11 protein-coding genes are annotated in these 12,120 nt (G+C 62.0%); 5 read left to right on the forward strand and 6 right to left on the reverse strand.

The window, feature by feature from the left end; translation table 11 throughout:
• Position 1 precedes the first annotated feature (1 nt).
• Positions 2 to 364: a hypothetical protein gene (locus tag GJU48_RS09675; RefSeq protein ID WP_094951515.1), complete on the forward strand. Its 363-nt coding sequence runs from the start codon at positions 2 to 4 to the stop codon at positions 362 to 364.
• A gap of 259 nt (positions 365 to 623) precedes the next feature.
• On the opposite strand, the gene GJU48_RS09680 is transcribed toward GJU48_RS09675, so the two are convergent.
• Genes GJU48_RS09680 through GJU48_RS09690 form a run of 3 tightly spaced genes read right to left on the reverse strand, consistent with a single transcriptional unit; the run spans position 624 to position 4,670 of the window.
• Positions 624 to 1,964 (reverse strand): c-type cytochrome, encoded by a 1,341-nt coding sequence (locus GJU48_RS09680; RefSeq protein ID WP_094951514.1) that lies wholly within the window; start codon positions 1,962 to 1,964, stop codon positions 624 to 626.
• A gap of 16 nt (positions 1,965 to 1,980) precedes the next feature.
• Positions 1,981 to 4,218, reverse strand: a complete 2,238-nt coding sequence (locus GJU48_RS09685; protein ID WP_094951513.1) for a xanthine dehydrogenase family protein molybdopterin-binding subunit — start codon at positions 4,216 to 4,218, stop codon at positions 1,981 to 1,983.
• Entirely contained in the window at positions 4,218 to 4,670 is a 453-nt protein-coding gene (locus GJU48_RS09690; RefSeq protein ID WP_094951512.1) for a (2Fe-2S)-binding protein, read from the reverse strand. Before GJU48_RS09690 ends, GJU48_RS09685 begins: the two co-directional genes overlap by 1 nt.
• Positions 4,671 to 4,957: 287 nt before the next feature.
• Between GJU48_RS09690 and GJU48_RS09695 the strand changes: the two genes are divergently transcribed.
• The 3 genes from GJU48_RS09695 (at position 4,958) to GJU48_RS09705 (ending at position 6,876) form a co-directional block, all read left to right on the forward strand.
• Positions 4,958 to 5,698, forward strand: coding sequence for a hypothetical protein (locus GJU48_RS09695; protein ID WP_094951511.1), 741 nt, complete (start codon positions 4,958 to 4,960; stop codon positions 5,696 to 5,698).
• A 119-nt stretch (positions 5,699 to 5,817) separates the two neighbouring features.
• Positions 5,818 to 6,108 (forward strand): hypothetical protein, encoded by a 291-nt coding sequence (locus tag GJU48_RS09700; protein ID WP_094951509.1) that lies wholly within the window; start codon positions 5,818 to 5,820, stop codon positions 6,106 to 6,108.
• 267 nt (positions 6,109 to 6,375) lie between these two features.
• Positions 6,376 to 6,876, forward strand: coding sequence for a hypothetical protein (locus tag GJU48_RS09705; protein WP_176462953.1), 501 nt, complete (start codon positions 6,376 to 6,378; stop codon positions 6,874 to 6,876).
• A gap of 49 nt (positions 6,877 to 6,925) precedes the next feature.
• Here GJU48_RS09705 and GJU48_RS09710 read toward each other — a convergent pair whose 3' ends face one another.
• Entirely contained in the window at positions 6,926 to 7,477 is a 552-nt protein-coding gene (locus GJU48_RS09710; RefSeq protein ID WP_176462956.1) for a helix-turn-helix domain-containing protein, read from the reverse strand.
• Positions 7,478 to 7,557: 80 nt separating this feature from the next.
• Positions 7,558 to 7,716 (reverse strand): hypothetical protein, encoded by a 159-nt coding sequence (locus GJU48_RS24860; protein ID WP_176462952.1) that lies wholly within the window; start codon positions 7,714 to 7,716, stop codon positions 7,558 to 7,560.
• A 268-nt stretch (positions 7,717 to 7,984) separates the two neighbouring features.
• Between GJU48_RS24860 and GJU48_RS09715 the strand changes: the two genes are divergently transcribed.
• On the forward strand, positions 7,985 to 10,099 hold the full coding sequence (locus GJU48_RS09715; protein ID WP_094951507.1) for a TonB-dependent receptor family protein: 2,115 nt from the start codon (positions 7,985 to 7,987) through the stop codon (positions 10,097 to 10,099).
• Between the two features lie 106 nt (positions 10,100 to 10,205).
• Here the strand turns inward: GJU48_RS09715 and GJU48_RS09720 are convergent, their stop codons facing one another.
• Complete coding sequence (locus GJU48_RS09720) at positions 10,206 to 12,038, reverse strand: sigma-54-dependent Fis family transcriptional regulator (protein ID WP_094951506.1); 1,833 nt, start codon at positions 12,036 to 12,038, stop codon at positions 10,206 to 10,208.
• Between the last annotated feature and the right edge of the window lie 82 nt (positions 12,039 to 12,120).

Genomic DNA, 12,120 nt, shown 5'->3' on the forward strand with positions numbered 1-12,120 from the left:
CATGAATTTTCAACTCATTCTGGCAATCTTTTTAGCTGCAGGGGCGCTGATTTTCGCAGGGCTGACTTTATACGCTGAGTACACAAAGCTCGAAGCGCTGGAAAGCTACTTCAGCGAGAACAAGGTGGTCTGCGATCACAAACGTTTTTGGGGCAGAAATCAGCGCATCGACAGGTTTCATCGCATGCTTCTGATCACTGAACTGTTGGGCATGCCTAAATTTCACATCAAAAGAAGGGAGGTGACCGAGGCTGAACTGGCGTCCGTCCCCCTGTCCCTCAAGCGTTGGGCGTTGTGGCCGTATCATTTTGGGATGGTATGGGCTGCGGGCTTAGTCCTCTGGACGTATTTGTATGGCTGGTAGCCTGTCCCGCCAGCCCACGCACGTTTTGAATTCGGCGTATGGGTGACGCAGAGCGTCACGGGCGCCATTCCCACGCGGAGCGTGGGAACGATCTGCGATCCAGGCCTTAACGCATATGCAGAATAATCGGGCTGCTGCTCGCCGGGTCGGTGTGCCCGCGCGCCAGCCCACGCACGTTTTGAATTCGGCGTATGGGTGACGCAGAGCGTCACGGGCGCCATTCCCACGCGGAGCGTGGGAACGATCTGCGATCCAGGCCTTAACGCATATGCAGAATAATCGGGCTGCTGCTCGCCGGGTCGGTGTGCCCGCGCAGCGTGTTCACCGCCGCTGCATCGACTGCACCGCCGTTGTTGCCCCACGTACCACGCACGTAAGTCAGCACCTGCGCGATTTCCGCATCCGACAATTGCTCCCGAAACGCCGGCATACGGTAGGCGTCCGGCACACCCGCCGTCACGATCCGTTGTGAACCATTAAGCGTGATGTTGATCGCCGAGGCGTTTTCCTTGGCCAGTGCTGAGGTGGCGCCCGCCAGCGGTGGCATCCACTCCGGCTGGCCCTTGCCGTCCAGGCCATGGCAGGACGCGCAGCGGGTTGCGTAGGTGTGGGCACCAGGGGCGTCCGCGCGCGCGGTGGCCGCCTGATACTGCCACGGCGAACCGTCGCGCTGCGGGTCGCCGGGCAGGGACTTGAGGTAGCGGGCGATGGCGTTCAAATCCTCATCGCTCATGAACTGCGTGGAGTTATTGAACGCCTCGGTCATCGAGCCATACACCACCGCATGCTGGTTGCGCCCGGTCTTGAGGAACCGCACGATCTCGTCCTCGCTCCAGCGCCCCAACCCGGTGTTGTGGTCCTGGCGCAAGCTCGGTGCATACCAGCCATCGAGCAGAGCGCCAGCCAGGTAGGGCGCGCCGGACTCGTCCAGTGCCTTCTCGTTGAAGGCCAGGCCGCGCGGTGTGTGGCAACTGCCGCAATGGCCGGGGCCTTGGACGATGTAGGCGCCACGGTTCCACAGCGCGTCCTGGGCGGGTTTGGCCGCGTAGGTGGCGTTGGGTGCGAACACGCCGTTCCACAGGGCGATAGGCCAGCGCATATTCAGCGGCCAGGGAATGCTGCTTTCGATGTTGGGCTGATTGGCCGGCTCCACGCCCTTCATGAAAAACGCGTACAGCGCACGCATGTCGTCATCGCTGAGCTTGGCGTAAGACGGGTAGGGCATGGCCGGGTAAAGCCTGCGCCCGCCCGGCGCGACGCCGTGGCGCACCGCACGGTCGAAGTCGGCCGCGGTGTAGGCGCCGATGCCGGTGTTGCGGTCGGGCGTGATGTTGGTGGCGTGAATCGCGCCCAACGGCGTGGCCATTTCCAGGCCGCCAGCGAACGGCGTCTTGCCCGGCAAACTGTGGCAGGCCACGCAGTCGCTGACGCGGGCGACGTACTCGCCACGACTGACCAAGGCAGGGTCAAAACTGGCGGCGGGGGCTTGTTCTAAAGGCGAAGCGGGCTGGCGGGTGACGTACCAGGCCAGTACGCCTGCTGCGACCGCGCCGGCCAGCACCAGCCAGCCTGCGGTTCTTGCGAATCGGCGGTTGTTCATGTGCGTTCCTTGTCGGTCAGGCGAAAGTGTATCGGCTCAAAGGCAGGCTGCGGATGCGCTGGCCCGTCAGGTGCGCGACCGCATTGGCCACGGCCGGCGCCACGGCAGGCAGTGGTGGTTCACCGATACCGCCCATTTTTTCGCCACTCTCGACGATCTTCACGTGCACCTGCGCCATTCGCGACATAGGCAGGATCGGGTACAGGTCGTAGTTGCGCGCCCGTGGTTTGCCGTCCACGTACACCGCTTCCTCCAGCAAGGTTTGCGACAAGCCCAGTGCTACGGCGCCATTGACCTGCGCTTCGATGATCGCCGGGTTGACGATGCTGCCCGGGTCGATGGCTTCCCAGATGTGGTGCACCTTGACCTGGCCGTTTTCGATCGACACTTCGGCGACCACGGCAGCGTGGGAGCCGAACGGTGACGCCATGGCCACGCCACGCGCGCGGCGGCTGCCGTCTTCTGCGGTGTAGGGGCCACGCTTCCAGCCGCCTGACAACTCGCCCACCGCTTGCAGTAGGGTGGTCAGCCGCTTGTTGTCGCGTAGCAAGTGCAGGCGCAGCTCGTACGGGTCGTGCCCACCTTTGTCGGCCAGCTCATCGAGGAACGCTTCGTAGAAGAAGTCATTCAGCGAATTGCCCACCGAGCGCCAGTAGCCGAGCATGGTCGGGCCTTTGACGTAGATCTGCGCGATACGCTTGTTGGGGATCGCGTAGCTTTTGCCCGACAGCCCTTCGAGGGCCGTGGGGTCGATTTTGTCGCCCTGTTTGCCGGCAATGGCTTCGCTGGGGCCTTCGGTGGCGCTCACGGCTTCAATCGCCAGCGGGAACCCTTGGGCGTCCAGCGCCGCGCGGAACTTAACCACCGCGACCGGGCGCAGCACGTCGCGCAGGAACTCTTCCTCACGGCTCCAGATCAGCTTGACCGGGCGGCCGACGGCCTTGGCCAGCGCGATGGCCTGCGGGTAAGGGTTGGCCGAGTCATACAAAAAGTGTCGGCCGAAAAAGCCGCCCAGCAGCGGTGAATGCAGGGTGATCTTCGCCGGGTCGAGGCCGGTGCGCTTGGCCATGTCGGCGCGGAACATGTCCGGCGCTTGGTTGGGCAGCCAGACCTCCAGCGTGCCGTCGGGGTTGAAGCGTGCCAATGCCGACGGCGGCTCCAACTGGGCGTGGTTGACGTACTGGTTATGGTAGGTGGCTTCGACCTTGGTTTTGGCGTTTGCCAGCGCACCGGCTACATCGCCTTCGTTTTCATCGTCGCGGGCCGGGCCTTGCTGGGCGGCGAGGAAGTCGCGGTATTTGTCGCTGGAGAAATCCGCCGGCATCGCGCGTAGGGTCGAGTCCGCAGCGGCTTCCAGCCATTCCACTTGTAGGGCTTCCACCGCGCGCTTGGCGTGCCACCAGCGTTCGGCAACCACGGCCACGGCGCCGGGCAGTTGATGCACCGAGTGCACGCCTTTCATGGCTTCGACCTGCGCCTGGTTACGCAGGCTGCCCACGGTCATGCCCAGGCGTGGCGCGTGCTGGACGGCGGCGTGGAGCATGCCGTCGACTTTGATGTCGATGCTGTATTGCGCCTTGCCGGTGGATTTGTCGTAGGCATCCAGGCGTTTCACCGGCTTACCGATCCAGCGGAACTGGCTCGGGTCGCGCAAGGTGATGGTGGCCGGATCGGGCACCGGCATGTCCAAGGCGCGCCCGGCCAGTTCACCGTAGCCCAGCGAGCGACCGGACGCGGCATGCACCACGCGGCCGGGTTGGGTGGTCAACTGCGCCACCGGTACACCGAGCTGCTCGGCGCCGGCCTGCAGCAGCATCGCGCGGGCCAGGGCGCCGAGGCGGCGCATGGTTGGGTAGCTCATGCGCACCGACATGCTGCCGCCGGTGATGCGCATACCGTTTTCCATCACCACATACGCCTCGCCGGGCGGCGCGGCCTCGACCACGAAGGTGGCGGGGTCGGCGTCCAGCTCTTCACCGACAATCTGCGCCATCGCGGTGTGGGTGCCTTGCCCGCCTTCCATGAAGGGGCTGAGCAGGCGCACGCTGCCGTCGGGGCGGATCTCCAGAAATGCCGGCACCTGGGTGCCGCGTTCTGCCGCGTTGGCCGTGGCGGCGTAAACCCGGGCCGAGCCCAGGGGCAGGCCAAAGCCGATCACTAGCGCGCCCACGGCGGTACTGGCCAGGAAGTGTCGGCGCGACAGGTTGACCGGTTCGCTCAGGGGCGCGTCGAAGAATGCCTTGGGCGTGCTCATCAGACGCGCTCCTTGGCCAAATCATGCACGGCGGTGCGGATCGCGTTGTAGGTGCCGCAGCGGCACAGGTTGATCATCGCCGCTTCAATCTGCGCATCGCTGGGCGCCGGGGTGTGCTTGAGCAGCGCGGTGGCGGCCATCACCTGGCCGGACTGGCAGTAACCGCACTGCGCCACTTGATGCTCGACCCAGGCCGCGACCACGCGCTTGCCCACGTCATCGGCTTCAATCGCCTCGATGGTAGTGATCTCGCGGCCGACCACGCCTGCCACCGGCGTCACGCAGGAGCGCACCACGTTGCCGTCCACCAGCACCGAGCAGGCGCCGCATTGGGCCAGGCCGCACCCGTATTTGGTGCCGGTCAGCCCCAGATCATCGCGGATTACCCAGAGTAACGGTGTGTCCGCGTCGGCATCGACCTCGTAGGCCTTTTGGTTGATACGTAATTGCATGGTTCACCTGCTGATCAACGGTTGGTGTGGCTTTTCTTATAAGTGCCAGGCGATTGGTCGCCCATCGTTGAACTCTAGACCACGCGGCAAGGCCTATCTATCCAATCGCCGGAAAGTCCGGAGGATTAGGCAAGTATTCAACAGGATTGCACCACAGCTTCTGGCCTACGGACTTGTAGTCCTTTACTGATCTACGCCCGCGAGCTGCACTTTTTTTCATTCTTCTGATCTATCCCTGTCACGACCACGCCCATTCTGCGCGTGGACAGCAGCCAGACCCGGTGCCGATGGATCGAACGTTAATTGCTTTTATCACCCGATGGCCGCTGCTGATGGCGGCGGTGTTTGTGCTCTGTGCGAGCGGCTGCAGCCAGCAGGCAGGCCGCGATATCGCCAAGCAGTTCAGCGAGGGCAAACCCGACGAATTTTTTCAAACCAGCGTCGATCGCATGGCGACCTTAAGCATGCGCGCCAACCTGCAAAGCCTGTACCTGCTGATGAACAAGCTCTACTTGCGCAACCCCAGCCAGTGGCGGCAATCGGGTTACACGGATGCGGTGAGTGCTGCGCGGGAGATTCGCCAGGCCATCGAAAACCGTCAACCCTTGCCTGCGCTGGGGGACCGGCGTGACCTGGCGGCATTGAGCTATTCCTTGAGCCCGGAGTTTCGCGGCGACCGGGTCGGCGCGTTTATCTATGCCATCGGCAGCATGCTCGTGACGGCCCACGGTGGCCGCACCCAGTTTTATATCACCGACTCGATCAACCCGCAGTTTGTCAGCAACGCCGCGCGCAATATCGAGAAAGCCACCTGGCTGCTCAGCCAACGCCAGGACGCCAATGGCGTGTTGCTGCTGTTTTCCAATGAGATCTCGGAGGAGGGCAGCAACTTAAGTTTTGCCGTTGAGTTCGGCAAAGTGGTCGCGCGCCTGGACCTGCTCGCGCAGATGCTTGATGAGCGTTACCGGCGTGTCGCACTGAATTACGCGCAGAGCTTGCTGCTGATGAATTTCCTGCCGGTGCAGTAAGTTTGCCAGTACGGCGTTTCTCTCTCTTATGTAGGAAGTGGCCTATCTTGCCTTCCTCTGCTTGAAACACCTCCCGGTCGGCCATAGCCTCGGACTTTTCCTAATGATGAGTGCCTGACTTGGGTAAGCAAAAAACGGTTTGGCCTACTGAACGCGAAATTCGCCTGCGATTTATCCTGTTTGCCGTGATCGACGTGGCGAGTGCTCAAGGCGTCCCCGCCGAGGTGCTATTGCCCGCACACAAACTGCTACGCGACGCGCCCACCGAGGCGCAGCTGCTTGAAACGCTCGCCGATATTCTGGCGTGCGATGAGATGCTTGGGTTCAGGTTCCCAGCGGGAACGGAGGCGGATGATTTAATGTGCGCGTTGGAACGTGGGGCCGATACGACGAAGGGCGTGGTTTTTTAAACACTGTTTAGATCGTTTATTTCCTTACGGTTGGTCTCAAGACCTGAATCGCATATCCACAGCGACGTTTATCGGCATAAACAAGAGTGTTTAGACGTCGTAGCAACGCTCCGTCCGTCATCACAGCCTGCGCAGCTGTTCTGATTAACTAAGCTTGCCCCCGAACAGCCATTTTTGCTGCTCTGCCGCCGTCTTGCGCCGCTGCCCGGCGTCTCTAGAATCGGCGCCAGACCTTAGCCATTTGCTGTCGATTACGGAGTTTCGAACATGATGAATGCAATGCAGATGCCGATGAACACCTCCATGCCAATGATGCCGATGATGGGCATGCCGATGATGATGGCCACCCTGCAATGTGAAATGGCCGGCGGCGCCATGATGTGCACCATGAAGCCTGCGGCCGGGATGGACATGGCTCAGTTCAAGACCAACGCCGAAATGATGGCGATGATGATGAACTGCGGTATGCCGATGATGATGCAGTGCGCCAACATGACCATGATGTGCATGTCGGCCGACGCCATGAAAATGATGACTGACATGAACATGCCGATGATGGCCATGGGCATGTCGATGCCGATGATGAAGTGCATGATGGAATGCACCCTGATGGGCGACAGCCTGCAGTGCAAAATGATGCCGATGCCTGGCATGAGCATGGCCATGATGGAAAACTGCTGCATGCTGATGAACAAGCTGATGAACGACTGCGCGATGCCGATGATGATGAGCTGCAACGGCATGCCGATGATGTGCTGCACTTGCTGATAGATCCCGCAGCATAAAAAACGCCCCGATGATTCGGGGCGTTTTGCATTCAGTCCAGACGTTCCGGGTAGGTGATCACCAGGAACGCCACCGCCTCACTGTCTGCCGGGTTGCGGTAGCGGTGGGGCTGGTCGGCGTAGAACAGAATCGAGTCGCCGGTAGACAGCAGGTAGCGCTCATCGTTGACGCTGACTTCCAGCACACCTTGGGCCACCACCAGGTTTTCCTGGATGCCGGGGCCATGGCCTTCGGACACTTCTTCGCCGAGGGCCCGCAGGCGTATTTCATAGAATTCAGATTGGCGTGCCGTGTCGTAGGGGAACAACGCACGGCTGACGAACGCGCCGTTGGCACTCACCAGGCGTTTGCTCTGTTGCGCCGGCAACACCTCGACACCTTCAAAGGCACGGTCTTCCAGAAAGGCCGCCACCGACACCTTCAAACCCTTGGCGATTTTGCACAGCACCTTGATCGACGGCACGCTGCGGCCGGATTCGATCTGCGCCAGCATCGCCCGGCTGACGCCGCAGGCACGCGCCAGGCCGTCCAAGGAGAGGTGGCGTTTGCTGCGTAGGCGTTGCAGGTTCTGCGCGACACACAGGCTGGTGTCGTCATCATCAAGGCCGGGCTTTGGAAGGGGTTCGGGCGGTTCGGCAAGCACGTGTAGGAAATTTATCGGCGTTACGCCCGGCGCGTATCACTGGACGGCGCCGCCTGTACGGTAAACACCGCAAGCCCGGCACGCGCCGCGTACATCGCCCACATCAACTCGGCCGCTGCACGCGCCTGGCGGCGTTTACGGTGGAGGGTGAAGTCGATGACGGTGGCGGATGTTTGCATGGGGGCGATCTCTTGGGGCCTGGTTGGCCCACGTAAATGACTCAATGGCTCCACAGTAATGTGTAGCGGTTATTTCTTTAAATACTGAGTTTGCATGTGTTAATTCGTTTTTGGACTTAAAAAAACGCGTCGGACGCTGTTGTGGGAAGGGGCTGGTCCGTTAATCAGGCGTGACCTGGCAGGCCTGCCTGGCTTCCCATCACTGTTCGTGTGATGGCCGCCCACTTGGTCTGTGCCTGTCACGCCCCCGAATTCGAAGGACTTGCCCATGCTGTTGCGTCAACCTCCGCTGCTTTTTGCCACCCTGACCTTGAGTTCGCTGGTGCACGCCGACGCACTGCAACTGGCGCCGGTCGAGGTCACCGGCAGCGAAGCCAGCGCAGGTGAAGTGGCCCAGGCGCAACTCAAGAGCGTGCCCGGCGGCACTCACTACATCGACATGAACAGCGTGCAGCAGGGCCGGGTCAGCACCAACGAGGATGTGTTCAAGTACCAGGCCGGGGTGTACGCCAAGGCGGCCAACAATGAAGGCGTGAAACTCTCGATCCGCGGTTCGGGCTTGAACCGCAGCCCGGGTTCCCACGCCTCTGGCTTGTATGAAATGTTCGACGGTTTGCCGCTCACCGGCCCCGGCGGTACGCCGTATGAACTCAAAGACCCGCTGTGGCAAAGCCGCGTCGAGGTGCTGCGCGGCGCCAACGGCTTTGATCAGGGCGCGCTGGCCTTGGGTGGCGCGGTCAACTACGTGACGCGCACCGGCTACGACGCGCCCACGCTGCAAGTACGTTACGACGTGGGCAGTCGCGGTTATGCCCAGCGCGAGATCAGCTCCGGGCAGGTGCTGGGCGATGCCGACTACTACATCAGCCTCACCGACTCGGAGTCCGACGGCTACCAGCACCAGAGCGCCGGCACGGGCAAGGGCGTGGCGGCCAACTTCGGCTACCGTTTCAACCCGGACCTGGAGACGCGGTTCTATTTGCGTTACCGCGAAACCACCAACGACACGCCCGGCAAGCTGACGCGTTACCAGATCAGCCACACGCCAACGGCCGCCAACAGCCTTAACGCCGCCCGTGATTCCAAACGCCTGCAGCCAGGCTCCACGTGGATCGCCAACAAGACCACCTTGCAGTTGGATGACAATGCCCGCGTCGAGGTCGGGCTGGCCTATCACGACTACCCGATGGACCTGCGCGAGGGCACCAACCGCCTGAAAGTCGCCTACACCGATATCAGCGGCACCCTGAATTACATCCGCCAGGACACCGTGTTCGGCCACGACAGTAAAACCACGGTTGGCCTGCGCACCACCCAGGCGATGCCGAATAACGGTGCCTCGGAATATGTGCGCGTGCCTTCCACTGATCCCACAAAGTATTACGCGCCCGGCACCAAGACCCGCGATTACAGCTATCTCGGCTCGGACACCGTGCTGCATATCGGCAACGATCTGGAGTTGGTACCGGACCTATGGCTGACCACCGGCCTGGCCGCGATCTACACCCGCCGCGAAACCCAGGTCACTTACCCCGAAGGGCAGGCGCCGCTCAGCCAACATGATTGGGACTACGCCCCGCGTATCGGCCTGCGCTATGACTTCACCCCGCAATTGCAGGTGTACGGCAACCTCAGCCGCTCGGTCGAGCCGCCGCATGCGTGGTCGATGATTTGGGGTTCCAACAAGTACTTTTCGAGTGGTCCGGCTAACGGCTTAGCGCGTGAAGGCGTCAGCCTGCGCAACCAAACCGCTACCACCCTGGAGTTCGGCGGGCGAGGCGAGCAGTGGTTCGGCCAGTGGGACCTGGCGCTGTACCGCTCCGAAGTGCGCCACGAATTGCTCACGGTGGAAACCCAGGCTGCAACGATCAATAGCAGCGCGATCATCGCCGAAGCCAACGCCAGCCCCACGGTGCACCAAGGCGTAGAATTGAGCGTGCTCAGCCCACTCTGGGACGGCGGTCGCAACGGTCAGTTGGCCCTGCGCCAGGCCTACACCTACAGCGACTTCCACTATCGCGACGACGAGCGTTTCGGCGACAACACCTTACCGGGCATCCCCAAGCACTACTACCAGGCGCAACTGCGCTACAGCCACCCGACGGGTTTCTACACCAGCCTCAACACCGAGCATTCATCCCGCGTGGCGGTGGACTACGCCAACACCTACTACGCGGCGGCCTACACCACCCTCGGCGCCACCTTTGGCTACGACGCGCCCAAGCAGGACTGGCAAGCCTGGGTCGACGTGCGCAACCTCACCAACCGTCGCTACGCCAACACCGTCACACCGGGTTACGACGACAAGGGCCTGGATATGGCGCGGTCCACACCGGCAGACGGGCGGGGCATCTACACCGGCGTGTCGTGGCGCTGGCGTTAAGCAACACCTGTATGACCCGCTCGCCACAGGAAGCCCCTCGAACAGCCCACTGCCACAACGTGTAACGCCCAAAAAAACACCACGGGTGCAGACCTGCCGCGCTAAGTCAGCTTTCGTGCTGCCGCAGGCGCTTGTACAGCGTATTGCGGCTGACGCCCAGTTCCCGCGCCAAGTGGGAAATGTTCCCGCCCGCCGCCTTCAGGCGTTGCGTCAGGTCGATGCCATCCTCGAGAAACTCGCTGGCAGGCAATGGCGCCGTCACCTTCAAGTCCACGAAAAAATCATCCGGCAAATGCTCCGGGCGCACCGGCTGCTCCTCGGCCATCGCCAGCGCCACCTGCAACACGCTGCTTACCTGGCGCAAATTCCCCGGCCACGGGTGCTGCTCGAACAACGCCAGCACCTCGCTGCTCAGCCCGGCCCATTGGGTCGGTTCGCGGTGCTGCTGCCACAACTGCTGGAACAGCGCCTGTTTGTCGGTACGTTCACGCAGCGGCGGCAGCTCCAGGGTCAGGCCGCCGATGCGGTAATACAAATCCTCGCGAAAGCGCCCGGCCTGTACCCATTCGCGTAGCGCGCGGTTGGTGGCGGAGATGATCCGCAAGTCCACCGGGAACAGCTCGCTGCTGCCCACCGGTTGCACGCAGCGTTCCTGCAGCACGCGCAGCAGGCGGGCCTGGGTCGGCAGCGGCATATCGCCGATCTCATCCAGGAACAGCGTGCCTTTGTCTGCCTTGCGGATCAGGCCGATGCTGCCTTTCTGATTGGCGCCGGTGAAGGCGCCTTTTTCATAGCCGAACAGTTCCGATTCGACCAATTCCGCCGGAATCGCCGCACAGTTCACCGCGATAAACGCCTGCGCGCTGCGCGAGCTGGCCTGGTGCAGGGCTTTGACAAACACCTCTTTGCCAACGCCGGTCTCCCCGTGAATCAGCAGCGGAATGTCCTTTTCCAGCAGGCGCACGGCCTGACGCACGGCTTTTTCCACGCGCACATCGCCAAAATGCAGGGTGTTGAGGCCGATCGACGTCGGTTTTGCGGGGGCCGTTTTGCTGAGCTTGGGCTCACTGAACACGCGCGCCTGCACCGGCATTTTCTTCGGCCGCTTCAATAAACACTGAAACCGATTGCGTCCCGCCGCTTGCAGCGAGAACGGCATGCCTTCCGGCTGATTCAACAGCTCCAGCAGCGACACCTTGAACAAACTGTCGATCAGCACCCGCGACAGGCTAATGCCCAGCAAATTATCCGCGCGACGGTTGGCCGACAGCACTTGGCCGCTCTCGTCAAAAATCAGCAAACCCGCCCATTGGCTGTCGAGGTTGTTCAGGCCGGTGTTGAAGGTCAGTTGGAAGTGCTCGCCGCGAAACAGGTTGAGGATCAGCCGGTTTTCCACGGTCTGGCTCATCATCTTGACCATGCCCAAGGTGTGGGAGGGCGGCAGGTAGCTGTCGCTGGACACGTCCAGCACCGCGATGATTTCGCGCTGGGCATCGAAGATCGGCGCCGCCGAGCCGGTCATGAAGCGGTTGGCCTTGAGGAAGTGTTCGTCATGCTCGATATGCACCGCCTGCGCGCAGGCGAGCGCGGTGCCGATCGCGTTGGTGCCGCTGCTGCGCTCCTGCCAACTGGCGCCGGCACTGAAACCGCGCGCCAGTTTCGGCTCGATAAACCGCTGCGTGCCCCACGAAGTCAGGACCTGGCCCTGGTTGTCGGCCAGCATGATCAGGCAGTTGGAATTGCTCAGGATGTTTTCGTAGTAGGGCAGCACTTCCTGATGGGTGGTCTGCACCAGCGAATGCTGGCTTTCCAATAACTGGCTGATGCCCTCGGCGGGCAGTTGGTCGAAGCTGGGCGTGCTCTGGTGGTCCAGGCCAAATGCGCGGCAACGCCGCCAGGACTCCTGGATAAGGGTGTCGTGAGCCAAGGGTTCGGCCATGGGGCGACCTTCATTTTTATTGTTGTGGGGTCAATCTGCTGGAGGAGCTACTGTGTGTCGCCCATCAATTGTTGTTCACAAC

The sequence above is a fragment of the Pseudomonas sp. IB20 genome, assembly GCF_009707325.1.
In the GTDB taxonomy this organism is placed as follows: Bacteria; Pseudomonadota; Gammaproteobacteria; order Pseudomonadales; family Pseudomonadaceae; genus Aquipseudomonas.

Coding starts and splice junctions, on each gene's coding strand:
- GJU48_RS09675 (WP_094951515.1), top strand. CDS start 2: ATGAATTTTCAACTCATTCTGGCAATCTTTTTAGCTGCAGGGGCGCTG.
- GJU48_RS09680 (WP_094951514.1), bottom strand. CDS start 1,964: ATGAACAACCGCCGATTCGCAAGAACCGCAGGCTGGCTGGTGCTGGCC.
- GJU48_RS09685 (WP_094951513.1), bottom strand. CDS start 4,218: ATGAGCACGCCCAAGGCATTCTTCGACGCGCCCCTGAGCGAACCGGTC.
- GJU48_RS09690 (WP_094951512.1), bottom strand. CDS start 4,670: ATGCAATTACGTATCAACCAAAAGGCCTACGAGGTCGATGCCGACGCG.
- GJU48_RS09695 (WP_094951511.1), top strand. CDS start 4,958: ATGGATCGAACGTTAATTGCTTTTATCACCCGATGGCCGCTGCTGATG.
- GJU48_RS09705 (WP_176462953.1), top strand. CDS start 6,376: ATGATGAATGCAATGCAGATGCCGATGAACACCTCCATGCCAATGATG.
- GJU48_RS24860 (WP_176462952.1), bottom strand. CDS start 7,716: ATGCAAACATCCGCCACCGTCATCGACTTCACCCTCCACCGTAAACGC.
- GJU48_RS09715 (WP_094951507.1), top strand. CDS start 7,985: ATGCTGTTGCGTCAACCTCCGCTGCTTTTTGCCACCCTGACCTTGAGT.
- GJU48_RS09720 (WP_094951506.1), bottom strand. CDS start 12,038: ATGGCCGAACCCTTGGCTCACGACACCCTTATCCAGGAGTCCTGGCGG.